The sequence below is a fragment of the Pectobacterium quasiaquaticum genome (assembly GCF_014946775.2).
In the GTDB taxonomy this organism is placed as follows: domain Bacteria; phylum Pseudomonadota; class Gammaproteobacteria; order Enterobacterales; family Enterobacteriaceae; genus Pectobacterium; species Pectobacterium aquaticum.
In genome coordinates this window covers 4,295,844-4,314,606 of sequence record NZ_CP065177.1, presented here as the reverse complement: position 1 = coordinate 4,314,606, position 18,763 = coordinate 4,295,844, and the positions used below count along the sequence as shown (strand labels likewise).

At 51.0% G+C, this 18,763-nt stretch carries 16 protein-coding genes; 9 read left to right on the top strand and 7 right to left on the bottom strand.

Annotation, left to right across the window (positions count from 1 at the left end; translation table 11 throughout):
- Nucleotides 1-78 precede the first annotated feature (78 nt).
- Nucleotides 79-912, bottom strand: a complete 834-nt coding sequence (gene fdhD / locus IG609_RS19745) for a formate dehydrogenase accessory sulfurtransferase FdhD (RefSeq protein ID WP_193399031.1) — start codon at nucleotides 910-912, stop codon at nucleotides 79-81.
- A 219-nt stretch (nucleotides 913-1,131) separates the two neighbouring features.
- Here fdhD and exaC point away from each other — a divergent pair, with 219 nt between their 5' ends.
- Complete coding sequence (gene exaC / locus IG609_RS19740) at nucleotides 1,132-2,667, top strand: acetaldehyde dehydrogenase ExaC (protein ID WP_193399032.1); 1,536 nt, start codon at nucleotides 1,132-1,134, stop codon at nucleotides 2,665-2,667.
- 213 nt (nucleotides 2,668-2,880) lie between these two features.
- Nucleotides 2,881-3,873, top strand: coding sequence for an acyltransferase (locus IG609_RS19735; protein WP_193399033.1), 993 nt, complete (start codon nucleotides 2,881-2,883; stop codon nucleotides 3,871-3,873).
- A 14-nt stretch (nucleotides 3,874-3,887) separates the two neighbouring features.
- On the opposite strand, the gene xylB is transcribed toward IG609_RS19735, so the two are convergent.
- Both xylB and xylA read right to left on the bottom strand, forming a co-directional pair.
- Nucleotides 3,888-5,345 carry a xylulokinase gene (xylB, locus tag IG609_RS19730; protein WP_193399034.1) on the bottom strand — a complete coding sequence of 486 codons (1,458 nt, stop codon included), beginning with the start codon at nucleotides 5,343-5,345 and terminating at the stop codon, nucleotides 3,888-3,890.
- Between the two features lie 62 nt (nucleotides 5,346-5,407).
- Nucleotides 5,408-6,727, bottom strand: coding sequence for a xylose isomerase (xylA, locus tag IG609_RS19725; protein ID WP_193399035.1), 1,320 nt, complete (start codon nucleotides 6,725-6,727; stop codon nucleotides 5,408-5,410).
- Between the two features lie 353 nt (nucleotides 6,728-7,080).
- On the opposite strand from xylA, the gene xylF reads away from it, so the two are divergent.
- From xylF to xylR, 4 genes are all read left to right on the top strand, one after another.
- Nucleotides 7,081-8,076, top strand: a complete 996-nt coding sequence (gene xylF / locus IG609_RS19720; protein WP_193399058.1) for a D-xylose ABC transporter substrate-binding protein — start codon at nucleotides 7,081-7,083, stop codon at nucleotides 8,074-8,076.
- A 120-nt stretch (nucleotides 8,077-8,196) separates the two neighbouring features.
- Complete coding sequence (locus IG609_RS19715; protein WP_193399059.1) at nucleotides 8,197-9,738, top strand: xylose ABC transporter ATP-binding protein; 1,542 nt, start codon at nucleotides 8,197-8,199, stop codon at nucleotides 9,736-9,738.
- Nucleotides 9,739-9,766: 28 nt separating this feature from the next.
- A complete protein-coding gene (xylH, locus tag IG609_RS19710) occupies nucleotides 9,767-10,897 on the top strand; it encodes a xylose ABC transporter permease XylH (RefSeq protein WP_226374113.1) in 1,131 nt (376 codons plus the stop codon).
- Nucleotides 10,898-11,037: 140 nt separating this feature from the next.
- The gene (gene xylR / locus IG609_RS19705) at nucleotides 11,038-12,216 is read left to right on the top strand and encodes a D-xylose utilization transcriptional activator XylR (RefSeq protein WP_102117053.1); all 1,179 of its coding nucleotides are present in this window, start codon (nucleotides 11,038-11,040) and stop codon (nucleotides 12,214-12,216) included.
- A gap of 195 nt (nucleotides 12,217-12,411) precedes the next feature.
- Here xylR and IG609_RS19700 read toward each other — a convergent pair whose 3' ends face one another.
- Complete coding sequence (locus IG609_RS19700; protein ID WP_010284196.1) at nucleotides 12,412-12,987, bottom strand: DJ-1/PfpI family protein; 576 nt, start codon at nucleotides 12,985-12,987, stop codon at nucleotides 12,412-12,414.
- A 412-nt stretch (nucleotides 12,988-13,399) separates the two neighbouring features.
- Between IG609_RS19700 and argG the strand changes: the two genes are divergently transcribed.
- Complete coding sequence (argG, locus tag IG609_RS19695) at nucleotides 13,400-14,746, top strand: argininosuccinate synthase (RefSeq protein WP_193399036.1); 1,347 nt, start codon at nucleotides 13,400-13,402, stop codon at nucleotides 14,744-14,746.
- A gap of 269 nt (nucleotides 14,747-15,015) precedes the next feature.
- A complete protein-coding gene (carI, locus tag IG609_RS19690) occupies nucleotides 15,016-15,666 on the top strand; it encodes an acyl-homoserine-lactone synthase CarI (RefSeq protein ID WP_193399037.1) in 651 nt (216 codons plus the stop codon).
- Here carI and IG609_RS19685 read toward each other — a convergent pair.
- Entirely contained in the window at nucleotides 15,650-16,378 is a 729-nt protein-coding gene (locus tag IG609_RS19685; RefSeq protein ID WP_193399038.1) for a LuxR family transcriptional regulator, read from the bottom strand. The two genes, carI and IG609_RS19685, sit on opposite strands and share 17 nt — an antisense overlap.
- A 359-nt stretch (nucleotides 16,379-16,737) precedes the next feature.
- Nucleotides 16,738-17,733: a transcriptional regulator FtrA gene (gene ftrA / locus IG609_RS19680; protein WP_193399039.1), complete on the bottom strand. Its 996-nt coding sequence runs from the start codon at nucleotides 17,731-17,733 to the stop codon at nucleotides 16,738-16,740.
- Between the two features lie 119 nt (nucleotides 17,734-17,852).
- Here ftrA and IG609_RS19675 point away from each other — a divergent pair, with 119 nt between their 5' ends.
- Nucleotides 17,853-18,242, top strand: coding sequence for a rhodanese-like domain-containing protein (locus IG609_RS19675; protein WP_193399040.1), 390 nt, complete (start codon nucleotides 17,853-17,855; stop codon nucleotides 18,240-18,242).
- Nucleotides 18,243-18,285: 43 nt separating this feature from the next.
- Here IG609_RS19675 and IG609_RS19670 read toward each other — a convergent pair whose 3' ends face one another.
- The gene (locus IG609_RS19670; RefSeq protein WP_193399041.1) at nucleotides 18,286-18,627 is read right to left on the bottom strand and encodes a GlpM family protein; all 342 of its coding nucleotides are present in this window, start codon (nucleotides 18,625-18,627) and stop codon (nucleotides 18,286-18,288) included.
- Nucleotides 18,628-18,763: the final 136 nt, after the last annotated feature.

Sequence of the window (18,763 nt, the reverse complement as noted above, 5' to 3'; positions counted from 1 at the left end):
TTATGTCGTTATTGCACTATGTAAAAACAAATTAATCTATGCCCGTCATACTTCAAGCTGCCTGTGTGTTGGTTGCCCTTACGCGCTAAGACGCTGCGGATGCGTGTAGATAGTCGCATGTCCCGGCCGACAAAAACCGACCAGTGTCAGGTTGCAGCGTTGTGCGACCTCTACGGCCAGCGAGGTGGCCGCTGAGGCAGCAAACAGGATTTCCACGCCGCACATAGCGGATTTTTGGACCATCTCATAGCTGGCCCGGCTGGAAACCAGCGCTGCGCCTTGCTGCCACCCCTGTTTCGCTCGGGTACCCAGCAGTTTATCCAGTGCGACATGGCGGCCGACGTCTTCACTCCCCCCGGACTGCGTGCCGTCTGGCGCGACCCAGCTTGCGGCGTGAGTGCAACCCGTTACCTGACCGATCTTCTGCACATCGCGCAACCGCAGCAGCGCGTTTTCAAGTTTGCTAAGGGAAAATGTCTGCGTGAAGGGCAGCGGTGCGATCGGTTTGCCGATTTCTGCGAGCTGTTCTACGCCACATACGCCGCAGCCTGTGCGACCATCCATTGCCCGGCGGCGTTCTTTTAGCCCAGCGAAGCGTCGGCTCGAAAGCTCAATCTGTACTTCGATGCCGTTACAGGCGGTCTGTACATCAATGCCGTAGATATCTGCCGGTGATTGAATAATGCCTTCAGATAAAGAAAACCCGAGTGCGAACTGCTCCAGTTCCTTCGGTGAGGCCATCATGACGACATGCGATATGCCGTTATAAACCAACGCAACGGGCACTTCTTCCGCCAGCCAGTCAGACTGCGGCTGATGCAGCGAATCGGGATGATAGACTGAATGTTGCGTTGCGCCTTCAAGGGCGGCATCCGTTGATAAATGAACCCCTTCCACCTGAAATACCTGCATGTTAGTCACCCTAGAAATTAAAAGTATTATCTCACCGCGCCTGAAGGTAGGCGACTTTTTCTCGCAAGAAACTGTGCGTCAACTCGAAGAGTTGCCTTCTTCTCTGGCCGAATCCTGTCGCTAACCCCATACCCCGTATAGGCTTAATGTACGGCTTACTGTTTACCTCTTTTTTCACTGCGGCCTGGCCGCTCACTCGGAAATGAAAAGGAGACTGAAATGGCGCACGATAATCTCGAAGGCCGATCTGAATCTGGCGAATATGACTCTCTTAATCTGAAAAAACGCTATGACAATTTTATCGGCGGAGCCTGGGTACCACCTGACGCTGGTCAGTATTTTGTCAATTTGACGCCAGTAACTGGCCAGCCGTTGTGTGAAGTGGCCAGTTCGTCAACGCGAGATATTGACCACGCACTGGATGCCGCTCACAAGGCAAAAGCGGAGTGGGGTGGCCTGTCGGTGCAACAACGCGCGTTGGTGCTTAACCGAATCGCCGACCGGATGGAGCAAAATCTTGAGCTGCTGGCGCAGGTGGAAACCTGGGATAACGGTAAACCGATACGCGAAACCCGCGGGGCGGATGTGCCGCTGGCGATTGACCACTTTCGCTATTTTGCTGCCTGTATCCGCGCGCAAGAAGGGGGGATTAGCGAAATTGATGGCGATACCGTGGCCTATCATTTTCATGAGCCTCTCGGCGTTGTCGGACAAATTATTCCTTGGAATTTCCCGCTGCTCATGGCCTGTTGGAAGATGGCACCCGCGCTGGCTGCCGGTAACTGTATTGTGCTGAAACCCGCCAAACTGACGCCGATGTCGGTGTTGATTTTGATGGAACTGATTCAGGATCTGCTGCCGCCCGGTGTCATTAATGTCGTTAATGGGTCGGGCAGCGAAATTGGTGAATATCTGGCGACATCGAAACGCGTTGCGAAAGTGGCATTCACCGGATCGACCGAGGTGGGTCAGCAGATCATGAGCTATGCGGCGCAGAACGTGACGCCGGTAACGCTGGAACTGGGCGGCAAATCGCCGAACATCTTTTTTGCCGATGTGATGGACAAGGAAGACAGCTTCTTTGACAAGGTGCTCGAAGGTTTCACGCTGTTTGCCTTCAATCAGGGAGAGGTCTGCACCTGTCCTAGCCGTGCGCTGGTGCAGGAATCTATCTATGATCGCTTTATGGAACGGGCAATCAAGCGCGTTGAGGCGATCCGCATCGGTAACCCACTGGATAGCAAAACCATGATGGGCGCGCAGGTGTCCGCAGGTCAGCTTGACACCATCCTTAACTACATTGATATCGGTAAGAAAGAGGGCGCACGCGTGCTCACGGGCGGCCAACGCAAGGCGATGCCGGGCGGGCTGGCTGAAGGATACTATCTGGAGCCGACGATCTTGTTCGGTAAAAATAGTATGCGCGTCTTTCAGGAGGAGATTTTCGGACCGGTGCTGGCGGTCACGACCTTCAAAACGATGGATGACGCACTGGAGATCGCTAACGATACGGAATACGGCTTGGGCGCTGGCGTGTGGAGCCGTAACGGCAATATCGCCTACCGGATGGGGCGCGGTATTCAGGCTGGACGCGTCTGGACCAACTGTTATCACGCCTATCCGGCGCATGCGGCATTTGGGGGTTACAAGCAGTCCGGTATCGGGCGTGAAAACCATAAAATGATGCTGGAACACTACCAGCAAACCAAGTGCCTATTGGTCAGCTACTCTGATAAGCCGATGGGGCTGTTCTGATTCACGAACGCCGTGCTGTTCTTGCCTTTTCTGGCGAGTACGCATGGCGTTAACCCATATGGTTTGCCTGTATTAATCCGTCCTTATCACTCAGATTTACCCGATTGTTGATAGCCGATCATTGATAGTTGCTGGTTGTTAATAATCGATTGTACCAGCGCTTAACAACGGCTACGCTATTTTGAATAGCGCTTTTCTTTCAAGAGGTTGTGCATGACGGATAAGATCGGCTGGATTGATAATCTGCGGGCGCTGGCCTGCATGATGGTCGTTCTGATTCATAGCACAACGTATTATATTACCGCGGGCGGCACGCCGGGCGATGGACATTGGGATGTGGCGAATATCCTGAATTCTGCCTCGCGCGTCTGCGTTCCGCTGTTTTTCATGATCTCGGGCTATTTATTCTTTGGTGAAGATTGCGCGGGGAAGAAGCATTTTCTGCGCATCGGTTTATGTCTGCTGTTCTATAGTACGGTCGCGTTGATTTATATTGCGACGCTCACGTCGATCAATGGCCTGAATTCATTGCACCATGCGCTGCAAAAACCGATCTTTTATCACTTATGGTTTTTCTACGCGATTATCGTGATTTACTTGCTCTCTCCCCTTATTACCATCAAGCCAGTATCGGGTAAATATGTAGCCGTCTTGATTATTTTGCTGGCCGTTGTCGCTAACCCCAATACGGGACGAGTGGAATTTGAAGGATTTAAATTACTGCCCGTGAATCTCTATATTTACGGCGATACGTTTTACTATGTGCTGTACGCCGCGCTGGGGCGTGCGCTGGGCATGCTGGAAGTACCAAAGAAAGTCGTGCTAGCCGCTATTCCCTTCTTTATTGCGTGTGTCGCGTTGGTGGCGATGGGAACGAAGCACCACACATTATTGAACGATACATTCACCCAGACGTTTTACATCTACTGTGGCCCGCTGGTATTTTTGGCTGCGGTCAGCCTTCTAGTGGTGTTTAAGCACTACTTTAGCCAGCGGATGTTACCGGGCTTTGCTACCATTTCGCGCCATTCGCTGGCTATTTACGGCTTCCACGCGTTGATCATTCACTATCTGCGTACGCATGATGTGATACTGCCAGCTCATCCGGTTCTCGATATCTTCTCTGTTTTCGCCATCGCGCTGGCGGCCAGCCTGCTGCTTTCGATGGCGCTACAGAAAATCGATGTGCGCCGCTGGGTAAGTTGAAGAAGGATTAATTTTTACATCAACGGCTTAAGCTGTTGGTAGAGAGTCTTAAATGTACGCCTCCGCTCGGTATAGTCGGCGTGACGCTGGGGATCCGGTTGATGAATCTGTTCCAACTGTAGCGGCGGCAAGAGTTCTGCCAGTGGCGTATGCGGATGCATGGCAATTTGCGCCAGACGCGCGGCGCCCAGTGCAGGGCCGACATCCCCTCCCGTGCGGTACGCCAGCGTTTGACCACTGATATCCGCCAGCATTTGCCGCCAGTAGGCGCTGCGTGCGCCGCCGCCAATCAGCGTAATACTATCGGGCTTGAGCCCCGTCATATGCAGTGCATCCATGCCGTCGGCAAGCGCGAACCCCACACCTTCCAATACCGCTTTTGCCAGTTCCGGGCGTCCGTGCTGGTGGGTGAGCCCCCAGAATGCGCCTTTGGCATCGGGATTGTTGTACGGCGTACGTTCGCCGGAAAGATAAGGCAAGAACCACACTGGCGTTATCGTGTCATCGACGGGTGTCGAAGCGATTTCCTGCAGCAGCGCGGGAACGCTCTCCGCGTGCGTCAGACGGGCGATCCAGTCGAGGCAGGATGCGGCGCTTAGCATCACGGACATCAGGTGCCAGGTATGCGGCAGCGCGTGGCAGAAACTGTGGACGGCATGCTGCGGATTGCTGAGAAAGCCATCGCTGACGGCGAAGTAAACGCCGGATGTGCCGAGAGACAGCATCGCCTGACCCGTTTGATACAGCCCGACGCCAATCGCACCTGCTGCGTTATCCCCACCGCCAGCCACGACGGGAACGGGATCCATACCCCAGCGGCTGGCGGTGTCAGCTCGCAGATAGCCTGTAATCTGGCTGCCTTCATAAAGCGTGGGCATATGCTTGCGGCTCAACGAACAGGCTTCCAGCAGAGTATCGCTCCAGTCTCGTTTGGCAACGTCTAGCCAAAGCGTTCCAGCCGCATCGGACATATCGCTGGCAAATTCCCCTGTCAGACGCCAGCGGAGATAGTCTTTCGGTAGCAGAACTTTATCGATTTGGCGGAAGATCTCGCTTTCGTTTTCTTGCACCCATTTCAGTTTGGGCGCGGTAAAGCCCGGCATCATCAGGTTGCCGGTAATCTGACGCGATGTGGGTACCTGTTGTTCCAGCGTTCGGCATTGGGCTGCGCTGCGTCCGTCATTCCAGAGGATCGCGGGTCGCAGCACATTTTGGCGTGCATCCAGCAAGGTCGCCCCGTGCATTTGCCCGGTCAGCCCCAGCGCTTTCACGGCACGAAGGCTATGTGCTGCCGCCAACCCGTGTAATGCCTGATCGGTTGCCTGCCACCACTCTTCAGGCGCTTGCTCCGACCAGAGCGGATGCGGACGGGAAATGCTCAGCGCGGCGCTATGGCTAGCAACCACCTTGCCTGCTTCATCCAGCAGGATGGCTTTCACACCGGACGTACCCAGATCAATACCGATATACATAGTGGCTCCTGATAAGCCTCTGAGACAGGGTTTAGTCTGTCGCAGGAGGTGAGCGTACCGTTTTAGCCAAATAGGTGGCGGTTGACCAGATTTTCCAGCAATTCCTGCTGGCCACTCTGGTGTTGTGGTGCCAGTTGATGGCTTTCCGCATACCGAGCAAGCGATTCCAGCGAGGCCTTACCTTGCAGGATTTGCTGACCCAGTTCCCCGTTCCAGCCCGCATAGCGTTTAGCGACTAGCTGATTGAGCTTATCATCTTCAATCATTCTGGCGGCAGCCTTGAGCGCGAGTGCCATCGTATCCATCGCGCCGATATGCGCATGGAAAAGGTCATAGCGATCGGTACTCTGGCGGCGAACTTTGGCATCAAAGTTCAGGCCACCCGTTGTGAAGCCACCCGCTTTGAGAATTTCGTACATGATCAGCGCGTTCTCTTCCACGCTGTTAGGGAACTGATCGGTGTCCCAGCCGAGCTGCGGATCGCCGCGGTTCGCATCGACAGATCCGAAAATGCCCAGCGCGACCGCGGTGGCGATTTCATGATGGAAGGAATGGCCTGCCAGCGTAGCGTGGTTGGCTTCCACGTTGACTTTAATCTCTTTTTCCAGCCCAAACTGCGTCAGGAAGCCATAAACGGTGGCGACATCATAATCGTACTGATGTTTGGTCGGTTCCTGCGGCTTCGGTTCGATGAGCAGTGTGCCCTGAAAGCCGATTTTGTGTTTATGCTCGACGACCATCTGCATGAAGCGGCCGATCTGTTCACGTTCCTGACGCAGGTCGGTATTGAGCAGGGTTTCATATCCCTCACGCCCGCCCCACAGCACATAGTTTTCACCACCCAGTTTTTGGGTCGCGTTCATGGCGGTGAACACCTGTGTGGCGGCCCAAGCAAAGACGTCTGGGTCAGGATTGGTCGCTGCGCCTGCGCCGTAGCGGGGATGGGTGAAGCAGTTGGCGGTGCCCCACAGCAGCTTTACACCGCTATCCTGTTGTTTTTCCGCCAGAACATCGGTAATGACCGCAAAGTTATGCAGATACTCTTTCAGTGAGTTCCCTTCCGGCGCAACATCGACGTCATGAAAGCAGTAGTAAGGCACGCTGAGCTTTTGAAAAAATTCGAATGCGATATCCGCCTTGCGCTTTGCCAGCTCCAGCGCATCGCCTGACTGCTGCCACGGCCGAGCAAAAGAGCCGACGCCGAACATATCCGCGCCGTTCCAGCAGAACGTGTGCCAATACGCGACGGCAAAACGCAAATGATCCGCCATACGTTTACCAAGTATTTCCTGGTCGGGGTTGTAATGACGAAAGGCGAAGGAATTGTTGCTTTGGCTACCTTCATAACGGACTTTTTCGATCTGTTCAAAATAGGTTTGCATCGTTAACTCCTTAGAAACCACCCAGACGGAAGAGACGGGAATGTGATTAATTTTCGGAGTGGATGAGTATTTCCTCAATTACGTTATTTCACACTGAAATTCAGAGAATTATTAAATGTGCGCTGCGTCGCAAAAAATAACGGTGTTTTACTCTGAATACGTTTCGCAATAGGGAACCACATGAAAATGTGACTCGACAATAAAATATGACCCGTATCAAAAAATGGAAATTAAACCAAAAAACATAATTGGAGGATAAAAATCTGTAATTGATAGAGGAATGTTTAGCGACAATACTTTGCTGGCGATTGGAGTCTTAGATCCTGCATCTTAAATAAAAAAGGTACGCTATGATGAAAGTTAACCATTTTTTACTCTCAGCTTGTGCCGTATTCATTCTTGCTTGTCAGCCCGGATTCGCGAAGGACGTTAAAATAGGTATGGCGATTGATGACTTGCGTCTCGAACGCTGGCAGAAAGATCGCGATCTTTTTGTTGAGCAAGCAAAAAAGCAGGGTGCTGATGTTTTTGTTCAATCAGCAAACGGCAATGAAGCGACGCAAATTTCTCAAATAGAAAACATGATCAATCGCGGTGTCGATGTATTAGTGATTATTCCTTATAACGGTCAAGTACTTGGTAATGTTATTGCGGAAGCAAAACGTGAGGGAATAAAAGTGCTTGCTTACGACCGCATGATTAATAATGCGGACGTGGATTTTTATATTTCATTTGATAATGAGAAGGTTGGAGAACTACAGGCGAAATATCTCGTCGATAAGGTACCTGGCGGGAACTATTTCTTAATGGGAGGCTCACCGGTCGATAATAATGCGAAGCTGTTTCGTCAGGGTCAAATGAAAGTGCTCACGCCGTTGATCGAGAGTGGGAAAATAAACGTGGTCGGCGATCAGTGGGTTGATGCCTGGCTACCAGAAAATGCGCTGAAAATTATGGAAAATGCGCTAACGGCGAACAGCAATAAGATTGATGCGGTTGTGGCATCGAACGATGCTACGGCAGGCGGGGCGATTCAGGCGCTTGCCGCACAGGGATTGGCAGGGAAAGTTGCAATTTCCGGTCAGGATGCCGATCTGGCAGCAATCAAACGCATTGTGGCAGGTACGCAAACCATGACGGTCTATAAACCGATCAGCAAGCTGGCGAAAGACGCCGCAGATATCGCCGTGGCGCTCGGCTCCGATAAAGCCCCAGAATCCAATGCTAAATTAAACAATGGGTTGAAAGACATTCCTTCCTTCTTACTGACTCCGATTCCCGTCGATAAATCCAATATCGATTCCACCGTTATTGCCGATGGTTTCCACAAAAAAGCGGATGTGTATTAACGCACTCCACCGCCAATAGATTTCAGGATGTAGGAAAGAAGTTTACGGGCCACGACATCACGTTGTGGCTCGCCACTGTCGCAGGCGAGGCCTGAGACACCTGAATCACGGAGGCCAATGATGCCGCATCTGTTGGAAATGAAAAACATCACCAAGGCGTTTGGCACGGTGAAAGCCGTAGATAACGTTAGCCTGATGCTGGACGCGGGTCAGGTCTTGTCGCTGTGTGGCGAGAATGGCTCAGGGAAATCCACCTTAATGAAGGTGCTGTGTGGCATTTACCCATATGGCAGCTATGACGGGCAGATCGTGTTTTCCGGTGATGAGCTACGCGCAAACCATATTCGCGATACGGAACAAAAGGGCATTGCGATCATTCATCAGGAACTGGCGCTAGTGAAAGAGATGACGGTGCTGGAGAACCTCTTTTTGGGCAACGAGTGGACGCGTTTTGGCGTGATGGATTACGACAATATGTACCTTCGCTGCCAGCGTATGCTGGAGCAGGTCAAGCTGGCTGTCGACCCGAATACCAAAGTGGGTGAACTGGGATTAGGTCAGCAGCAACTGGTGGAAATCGCCAAAGCGCTGAACAAACAGGTGCGCCTGCTGGTGCTGGATGAGCCAACGGCCTCATTGACCGAGCGGGAAACCGCAATCCTGCTGGAGATCATTCAGGATCTGCGCGATCACGGTATCGCCTGCATCTATATCTCGCACAAACTTAACGAAGTTAAAGCCATTTCCGATGTGATTTGTGTGATTCGCGACGGGAAGCCGATTGGTATGCGTCCGGCGGCCGAGCTGAGTGAGGACCAGATCATTGCCATGATGGTGGGGCGTGAACTGACGGAGCTTTATCCCAATGAACCGCATGTCATTGGTGAAGAAGTGCTGCGCGTAGAACACCTGACCGCCTGGCACCCTGTGAATCGCCATATTCGTCGGGTGGATGGTGTTTCGTTTGCTCTACACCGAGGCGAAATTCTCGGCATTGCCGGGCTGGTGGGGTCAGGGCGTACGGAAACGGTGCAATGCCTGTTTGGTGCCTATCACGGCCGTTGGCAGGGCGACATCTTTATTGACGGCGAGAAGGTGACCATCAGCAATTGCCAACAGGCGATGGCACAAGGCATTGCGATGGTACCGGAGGATCGTAAGAAGGACGGCATCGTCCCGGTGATGAGCGTGGCGCAGAACATGACGCTGGCGGCGCTCGACCAATTCACAGGGGCGTTTTCCATGCTGGATGATGCCCGTGAGCAGGACATCATCCGGCAGTCGCTCGCGAACCTGAAAGTGAAAACCTCCAGTCCAGAGCTGGCGATTGCCCGGTTAAGCGGCGGCAACCAGCAAAAAGCGGTGCTGGCGAAATGCCTATTGTTGAACCCCCGTATTCTGATTCTCGATGAGCCCACACGCGGCATTGATATCGGTGCCAAATACGAAATCTATAAGCTCATTAATGCGCTGGTAAAACAGCATATTGCCGTCATTGTCATTTCTTCTGAATTGCCCGAAGTGCTGGGGTTGAGCGATCGGGTATTGGTGATGCATCAGGGGCGGATCAAAGCGGATTTGATCAATCGTGATTTAACCCAGGAACAGGTTATGGAAGCTGCATTGAGGAGTGAACATCGTGCTGAAAACATCGCAGTCTGAACAACAACATATCGCTGGCTCTGCCTCGATGCTGCAACGATTGAAAAACATCAATCTTCAGGTCTACGTGATGATTGCCGCCATCATCGCCATCATGCTTTTTTTCACTTACATGACCGACGGGGCGTATCTCAGCGCGCGTAATCTTTCCAACCTGCTGAGGCAAACGGCGATCACCGGCATTCTGGCGGTTGGCATGGTGTTTGTCATTATCTCTGCCGAGATCGATCTGTCGGTCGGTTCGATGATGGGGCTATTGGGCGGTGCGGCGGCGATTTTTGATGTCTGGTTTGGCTGGCCCTTGCCGTTGACCATCGTCGTGACGCTCGCGCTGGGATTATTGCTAGGCGCGTGGAATGGCTGGTGGGTCGCCTATCGGAAAGTCCCTTCTTTTATCGTGACGCTGGCGGGGATGCTGGCTTTTCGCGGCATTCTGATCGGTATCACCAATGGGACGACGGTTTCTCCGACCAGCGAAGCGATGTCGCAGATTGGGCAGAGCTATCTACCTGCCGGTATCGGTTTTATGTTCGGTGCCATCGGACTAATGGTGTTTATTGCCTGGCAGTGGCGTCGGCGCAGCAGTCGTGCCCGATTAGGGTTACCGGTAAACCCACCCGCAGGCGATATTGGCCGTCAGACATTTACGGCACTGGTGGTGCTGGGCGCGATTTATCTGCTGAATGACTATCGCGGTGTGCCAACGCCAGTGCTGGTGCTGACACTGTTGATGCTGGGCGGTATTTTTCTGGCGACGCGAACCGCGTTTGGCCGCCGTATCTATGCCGTGGGCGGGAATATCGATGCTGCTCGCCTATCGGGTGTGAATGTCGAACGCACCAAAATGGCGGTGTTCGCGATTAACGGCTTGATGGTGGCGGTCGCTGGGCTGATTCTCAGTTCACGACTGGGGGCGGGTTCGCCATCCGCTGGGAATATTGCTGAGCTGGATGCGATTGCCGCCTGTGTGATTGGCGGCACCAGTCTGGCGGGCGGCATTGGTAGCGTCGCGGGGGCGGTGATGGGGGCATTTATCATGGCGTCGCTGGATAACGGGATGAGCATGCTGGATGTGCCGACGTTCTGGCAATACGTCGTAAAAGGCGGAATCCTGTTGTTGGCGGTGTGGATGGATACCGCAACAAAGCGGCGCGTATGACGTGATGCAGAGTCTGCGAAGGAAATACGCGGCGGCTCGCAATAATCAGCAAATTATTTTGGCCTCTTGGGAGGCTGTGTTATTCAAGGAGGAAGACTTTATTCAATCAAGGAACTTGCGATTAATGAGCGCCAACTGCCATGTTTGAAAAACGCTATCGCATCACGCTGCTGTTCAACGCCAATAAAGTGTATGACCGTCAGGTGGTTGAAGGCGTTGGCGAGTATTTACAGGCTTCCCAGTGCGACTGGGACATCTTCATCGAAGAGGATTTCCGTTGCCGCATTGATAACATCAAAGAGTGGCTGGGTGACGGCGTGATTGCCGATTTTGACGATGGCGAAATCAAGCGGCTACTACAGGATGTGAACGTGCCGCTGGTGGGGGTGGGCGGTTCCTACCATCAACCGGAGGATTACCCATCGGTGCATTATATCGCGACAGATAATTATGCATTGGTAGAAAGCGCGTTTATGCACCTCAAAGAGAAAGGGCTCAACCGCTTTGCGTTTTATGGCCTGCCGGCATCCGGCGGGAAAGGCTGGGCGCAGGAACGGGAGCACGCTTTCCGGCAGTTGGTTGCGGCAGAAAAGTATCAGGGCGTGGTGTATCAGGGAATGGAAACCTCGCCGGATAACTGGCGATACGCGCAAAATCGGCTGGCTGACTGGGTGCAGGGGTTACCGCCGCAGACGGGGATTATCGCAGTGACGGATTCCCGTGCGCGCCATCTGCTGCAAGTCTGCGAACACCTGAATATTGCCGTACCGGAAAAGCTGTGCGTCATTGGGATCGATAACGAAGATCTGATTCGCTACCTTTCACGCGTTGCGCTCTCGTCGGTAGCGCAGGGCACGCGCCAAATGGGGTATCGCGCAGCGAAACTGCTGCACCAGCTGTTGTTGAATCAGTCTGATGTACCGCTACAGCGTATTTTGGTGCCGCCAGTTCGGGTGGTTGAACGTCGCTCAACGGATTATCGCTCTGTGCACGATCCTGCCGTCATTCAGGCTATGCACTTTATCCGCTATCACGCCTGCAAAGGGATTAAGGTCGAGCAAGTGCTGGATGCGGTGGGGATTTCCCGCTCTAATCTGGAAAAACGCTTCAAAGAAGAAGTCGGCCAGACCATTCACGGCATGATTCATGAGGAGAAGCTGGATCGAGCGCGTAACTTGCTGATATCGACCTCGCTCTCGATTGGTGAGATCTCGTTGATGTGCGGCTATCCTTCGCTGCCCTATTTCTATGCCGTCTTTAAGAAAGGGTATGACATCACGCCGAAAGAGTACCGCGAGCGTTATGGAGAAGGTTATTGAGACTATTAATAAAAGTCATGTTGTTCACTTAAGCGTGGATTTAGGGGGAAACACGGTGATGAGGTTCCCGCAGGGATACCTCGCACCGTGGTAGCCCTCGGTATCTCGATTCTTAAACGATCGGCATTAGTTCATAAAAGAAGGTCACGCAGGAAGGCGCGACGGTGCGCGCCTTATCATTAGGTTGGTGAACGGTTACGCTGGCACGCGCCAATAATCGTAATCGATGTGCTCAACCTGGAAGTTGGCGTTTTCTTTGTCACCGGTCAGACGGCTGGCGAGGGTAAAGGCAAAGTCGAATGTGACCCCCAGCCCCTTGCCACTGATCAGATTGCCGTCTTCCACGACTTTCTCGTCAACATAAACGCCATCGGTCACGTCCTGCCATAAATTCCCAGAGCAAACGTAGCGGCGGCCTTTCAGCAGTTTGTTACCACCCAGCACGCGGGCGGCGGCGGAGCACAGTGGGCAAATCAGTTTTCCCGCATCGTCGTGGCGACGGATAAACTCGACGACCATCGGGTTTGCGGCCAGATTTACCGTTCCCTGTGGGCCGCCAGGAATGACTACGGCATCAAACAGCGTGTCCTGGTTTCTTTCCAGCAGAGCATCGGCAAACATGCGAATATTGTGATAACTGTGTAGCTCCAGTCTGTCATAGCATGACAGCATGGTGACTTCTATCTTCATACGGTGCAGTACATCAATCACCATAATCGCTTCTGCTTCTTCAAACCCAGGAGCCAGCAGAACGGCGACTTTCTTAGACATAGCATCTCCAGCAATATGCAAGGGAAGGTGTTAACCGCAAGAGAATAGCAAAGAAATATCGCAAAAATGAAACGATGTTTTATTAATGTCGGGTGGGTCGCGTAAACGATTTTTGCTGCTTAGCTTGAAGAGAAGATAGCGCTATACTTGCTAACTTGGTCGTGAATTGGCCACGAATTTTTTTGCATGAAAGTATGACTCTTCTCTTCCTGTCCCGCCAAAAAGATGTTTAAATTATCACTCACTTATTTTGCATAAATATGCATTTGTGAGTGTGTCGATGTTGGTCATCGACCGGCCTGTTTGATGCAGGATGTGCACAGGGCCTGAGCGCTCATGAGTGTATGGCGTAACATAATGGTGTGGGCGACTCAGCTTATATCCAGAGATCTTTCGAGCAGGGATTATATATATGACAACGATTCTCAAGCATCTTCCGGTTGGTCAGCGTATTGGTATTGCGTTCTCGGGTGGTCTGGATACCAGTGCTGCGCTGCTTTGGATGCGTCAAAAAGGCGCGGTTCCTTATGCGTATACCGCGAACCTGGGACAGCCAGACGAGGATGACTACGAGGAAATCCCACGTCGGGCTATGGAATACGGCGCAGAAAATGCTCGCCTGATCGATTGCCGTAAGCAACTGGTTGCTGAAGGTATCGCTGCGATTCAGTGTGGCGCATTCCACAATACGACAGCGGGCGTGACCTATTTCAACACCACGCCGCTGGGCCGTGCGGTTACCGGTACGATGCTGGTTGCTGCAATGAAAGAAGACGGCGTAAACATCTGGGGCGACGGCAGCACCTATAAAGGCAACGACATCGAACGTTTCTATCGTTACGGCCTTCTGACCAATGCTGAACTGAAGATTTACAAGCCGTGGCTGGATACCGATTTCATTGATGAGCTGGGCGGCCGTCAGGAGATGTCCGAGTTTATGTCACAGGCAGGGTTCGGCTATAAAATGTCGGCCGAGAAAGCCTATTCCACCGATTCCAACATTCTGGGTGCGACGCATGAAGCGAAGGATCTGGAATTCCTTAATTCCAGCGTCAAAATCGTTAACCCGATTATGGGCGTGAAGTTCTGGGACGAGAACGTCAACGTGCCGGCAGAAGAAGTGACCATTCGTTTTGAACGCGGTCACCCAGTGGCGCTGAACGGCAAGACCTTTGCCGATGATGTTGAACTGATGCTGGAAGCGAATCGCATCGGTGGTCGTCACGGCCTGGGCATGAGCGATCAGATCGAAAACCGTATCATTGAAGCGAAAAGCCGCGGCATCTATGAAGCGCCGGGAATGGCACTGCTGCACATTGCCTATGAGCGTCTGGTTACCGGTATCCACAACGAAGACACCATCGAGCAATACCACGCTAATGGCCGTCAACTGGGTCGTTTCCTGTACCAGGGACGCTGGTTCGATTCTCAGGCACTGATGCTGCGTGATGCTTCTCAGCGTTGGATCGCCAGCGCCATCACCGGCGAAGTGACGCTTGAACTGCGTCGTGGCAATGATTACTCCATCATGAACACCGTATCTGATAATCTGACCTATAAACCAGAACGTCTGACCATGGAGAAAGGCGACTCGGTCTTCTCGCCAGATGACCGTATCGGCCAACTGACCATGCGCAATCTGGATATCACCGACACGCGTGAAAAACTGTTTAACTATGCTGCAACAGGCTTGCTCTCTTCCTCCGCCAGCACGGGTCTGCCGCAGGTGGGGCAACTGCAGGATAAAACAGAGAAATAACGCACAGATTGAGTAATATAAAAATCCGGAATCGTCTCGCGCTTCCGGATTTTTTTTATCCGTTTATCATATGTTTAGATTTGTTCTTCTCGCTGTATTTTTTCATGTGTGAACTCTTGCTGACAATGCAGGTTGCATCTGTACAACCGCCGAGGAAAGCGACAGAATACCTATAAATAATCAGCCAAGATAATAATCTGAAAGCGAAGGATTGGTGGGATGGCGTATCGTTTTTTGAGATTATGTATTAACTTTTCAATGGAGGAAAAATGTTAGAGATATTTGATGTAAATCACACCTTGTTGTCAGAAAAGAAATCAGAAGAGCTATTTACCCTCAGAAAGGAGACGTTTAAAGATCGACTGGATTGGGCCGTGCAATGTACTGATGGAATGGAATTTGATCAGTATGATAATAATAACACGACTTATCTTTTTGGCATAAAAGATAACATCGTTATCTGTAGTTTGAGGTTTATTGAAACAAAATACCCTAATATGATTACTGGAACATTTTTCCCTTATTTTAAGGAGATTAATATTCCTGATGGAAATTATCTTGAATCGAGTCGGTTCTTTGTCGATAAATCACGAGCGAAAGATATTCTCGGTAATGAATATCCAATTAGTTCGATGTTGTTTCTTTCTATGATTAATTATTCAAAGGATAAAGGTTATGATGGAATATATACAATAGTGAGTCACCCTATGCTGACGATATTAAAACGATCTGGCTGGGGAATTCGCGTGGTTGAACAAGGTTTGTCAGAAAAGGAAGAAAGAGTGTATTTAGTTTTCCTTCCCGTTGATGATGAGAATCAGGAAGCGTTGGCTCGTCGTATTAACCGCAGTGGGACATTCATGAGCAATGAATTGAAGCAGTGGCCTCTGCGAGTTCCGGGTGCTATTTCACTGGCTTGATAAGCTGTAACTCAACGCCGAGCCTGATGGCATGCTTGGCGTTAAGAACCCCAAGTTTTTTCACAACGTTGCCAATATGGAATTTTACCGTGCTGGTTTTGATACCGAGAATAATAGCCACTTCCAGATAGGTTTTACCCATACTGGCCCAGTAAAGAATTTCATTTTCTCGCTGAGAGAATATCTCTTTATTATCTGGTTTTTTTTTGCTTTCAACCATCTCTATACAAAGGGAGATGATTTTTTCATATGCCTCAATTAATAGCATCTGAAAGGTGTCTTTTTTTTCTTCAATGAATACGTCAACATCATCTGGATATGAGCTATCCACAATAATCGATAACATGGCCAGATTGTCGCCATGATCGTGAAGTACAAAAGTATATCCGTTGATAATATTATATTTTTTAGAGAGATCGAATATCTTGGCAAGCTGTAGTCGCGTGTTAATAACTAGGCTTTTATCCCAAGAGAAGGGCGATATTTTATTGAATGAAGCAAGAACCACAGGATCAATGTGCTGGTATTTGTTCTCCTTATAGAGGTCAACCCATTCATCGGGATAACTGGAAATGATGATCATCTGAGAAGGGTTTTTCTTATTGAGAACCATAAATGAGAACTTTATTCCATCATAATGATCCAAATTTTTATTGAAGTGTTTTTTTATTACCCTGCTTATTATTTCACTATCGGTGAATAATGGCGACATCTCATGACCTCAGTCTGAAGAATCAACATCCGTGTAACGGAAAAGTATATACCTACACCTGTACCTAAGTCTAATTGTTATGGGTGAGTGAAAAACATACAATCTTACGACGATTTTAAGAGCATAAAACAAGAGAAACAAACACCGCTCAGGATAGGCGTGATGATTGGCTAACATCAGGGAATGCTAATTAAGCGATATTTATCAATAGTATAATAAAAATAATTTTTTCTCCTCGATGGCCTGTATCGTTTTACAGGCCCATCAGGCCTCAATGACATTCGTTGTCTTCATGAGTAACACTCGACTTTTCATATTGTGCTCGCTTTTACTGTATCTCACGCCTCGTCGATATGATTTTATCCTCTTTTCGCAGCAAAATTCTCTGGAATATCATGGGTTTTCTGCCCGAAGCGCAACCGATAAGTTGAGGGCGTGAGCTGTAGCTGCTGGCGAAAATGGTGGCGTAACGAGGCTGCGGTACCGAATCCTACCGTTTCGGCGATTTTCTCGATCGATAAGCGCGTGTTTTCCAGTAAATCGCGTGCGGTATTCAGCCGTTCTGCCAGTAACCAGCGCGCTGGCGTCGTACCCGTAGCGGCAGAAAAACGGCGAAGGAACGTGCGTGGGCTCATACAGGAAATTGCTGCCAGTTTCGTAACGGAATACTCTTCCGCGAGGTTGGCGCGGACATGATCGATAAGCGGCCCGAGGCGTGAGCGTTCGTAGTCTACCGGTACCGCTTTTTCAATATACTGTGCTTGCCCACCATCGCGATGCGGTGCGACTACCAATCGGCGAGCCACTTGATTGGCCGCTTTGCTGCCGTAATCCCGACGGATGAGATGCAGCCCCAGATCGATACCCGCAGCACTCCCGGCTGACGTAAGCATGGTTCCCTCATCAATATAAAGAACGTCTGGTTCGACGTTGATATCAGGATATTGCATTTTTAACGTGTCGCTGTAGCGCCAATGCGTCGTGGCGCGTCGCCCGGAAAGCAGGCCTGTCGCCGCGAGGACAAAAACGCCAGAACAGATAGAGAGCAGTCTGGCACCCTGCTGATGTGCTTGACGTAATGCATCGACCAGATGGGCGGGGATAGGCACATCACTGCCTTTCCAGCCGGGAATGATAATCGTCCCTGCCTGTGTCAACAGCTCAAGGCCACCATCGGCAACCACATGGATGCCACCCGTTGCCCGCATCGCGCCACTGTCTAAACCCGCAACGGCAAACTGATACCAATTTTCCCCCATTTCGGGGCGAGGAAGGCCGAAGACTTCAACAGCGATACCAAATTCGAAGGTACACAAGCCATCATAAGCGAGTACGACAACAAGCGGATTGAACATCGATTTCCTCACCTCAATAACTTGTCATGATATTGACGATATATGGCAATAATGCCATCTGCCAGCCTTTATGTATCCGTTTTATAGTCGAGTCTCATTCCAATCAGTGAGAAAAATCGATGAGTTACGTGACTGACTATCCCTTTGCTGCTTCTGATATCGCCCAATCCCATTTTTCACGGCGTCTGTCTGTGGAAACAGACTGTGCGGATGTGGCGGGTTCGCTCTCTGACACCCAGCAGGACTTTGTGTTATTGCATGTGGTGGGGTCGACGAAGCACTTTAGCGCGCGCCATATACCGGGAGCGATTCATCTGCCGCATCGTGAAATCACACCTGAGCGTATGGCTGAGTGGCCCGCTGACACACGGTTTGTCGTCTATTGCGCGGGACCACACTGCAATGGCGCAGATCAGGCGGCATTAAAGCTGGCACAACTCGGTCGTCCGGTAAAAATTATGATAGGGGGAATCACGGGATGGGAAGATGAGGGCTTTGCCTTCGCCTGATATCCCCTGCCTATGGCAGAGGGGCCATCCCTTCTGCCAACCCCTAATTCCCCTGATACCACGTCCAGATTTTGACCAGCAGTGCCGCTGATACACTCCAACACACGACTGCCGCGAGCAGCGCCTGTGGCAATTTCATCCACGCGGTAAAGTAATAAAGTGAGATGAGATAAACCAGATAAGGAACAACGGACCAGATGCCAAACAGGATGGTGGCGCGCAGCGCTTCCAGTCCACGTTCGGCGCCAACGATATAATGGGCGATCAGCGCGAATGTGGGAAATAGCGGCACCAGCCCAGCAATATAATAGTTTCGACTTTTCGCCAGTACGCTGATGAGCAATACGATCAGCGCGCCAATAACAGATTTGATAAACAATGACATAAGTATAACTTCTGGCTGAATTAATCATCGTGAATGCACAGAGAATAGCGAAAAAGTATCGGGATGGAATAGTGCGACCGCACAGCTTAAGATTTCAATTCGCGGTGATTTCGTTATTCTTAGCGTCAGAATGAAT

Bases quoted from the DNA above. Each gene is read 5' to 3' on its own strand.
- fdhD (WP_193399031.1), bottom strand. From the start codon at position 912: ATGCAGGTATTTCAGGTGGAAGGGGTTCATTTATCAACGGATGCCGCC.
- exaC (WP_193399032.1), top strand. From the start codon at position 1,132: ATGGCGCACGATAATCTCGAAGGCCGATCTGAATCTGGCGAATATGAC.
- IG609_RS19735 (WP_193399033.1), top strand. From the start codon at position 2,881: ATGACGGATAAGATCGGCTGGATTGATAATCTGCGGGCGCTGGCCTGC.
- xylB (WP_193399034.1), bottom strand. From the start codon at position 5,345: ATGTATATCGGTATTGATCTGGGTACGTCCGGTGTGAAAGCCATCCTG.
- xylA (WP_193399035.1), bottom strand. From the start codon at position 6,727: ATGCAAACCTATTTTGAACAGATCGAAAAAGTCCGTTATGAAGGTAGC.
- xylF (WP_193399058.1), top strand. From the start codon at position 7,081: ATGAAAGTTAACCATTTTTTACTCTCAGCTTGTGCCGTATTCATTCTT.
- IG609_RS19715 (WP_193399059.1), top strand. From the start codon at position 8,197: ATGCCGCATCTGTTGGAAATGAAAAACATCACCAAGGCGTTTGGCACG.
- xylH (WP_226374113.1), top strand. From the start codon at position 9,767: ATGCTGCAACGATTGAAAAACATCAATCTTCAGGTCTACGTGATGATT.
- xylR (WP_102117053.1), top strand. From the start codon at position 11,038: ATGTTTGAAAAACGCTATCGCATCACGCTGCTGTTCAACGCCAATAAA.
- IG609_RS19700 (WP_010284196.1), bottom strand. From the start codon at position 12,987: ATGTCTAAGAAAGTCGCCGTTCTGCTGGCTCCTGGGTTTGAAGAAGCA.
- argG (WP_193399036.1), top strand. From the start codon at position 13,400: ATGACAACGATTCTCAAGCATCTTCCGGTTGGTCAGCGTATTGGTATT.
- carI (WP_193399037.1), top strand. From the start codon at position 15,016: ATGTTAGAGATATTTGATGTAAATCACACCTTGTTGTCAGAAAAGAAA.
- IG609_RS19685 (WP_193399038.1), bottom strand. From the start codon at position 16,378: ATGTCGCCATTATTCACCGATAGTGAAATAATAAGCAGGGTAATAAAA.
- ftrA (WP_193399039.1), bottom strand. From the start codon at position 17,733: ATGTTCAATCCGCTTGTTGTCGTACTCGCTTATGATGGCTTGTGTACC.
- IG609_RS19675 (WP_193399040.1), top strand. From the start codon at position 17,853: ATGAGTTACGTGACTGACTATCCCTTTGCTGCTTCTGATATCGCCCAA.
- IG609_RS19670 (WP_193399041.1), bottom strand. From the start codon at position 18,627: ATGTCATTGTTTATCAAATCTGTTATTGGCGCGCTGATCGTATTGCTC.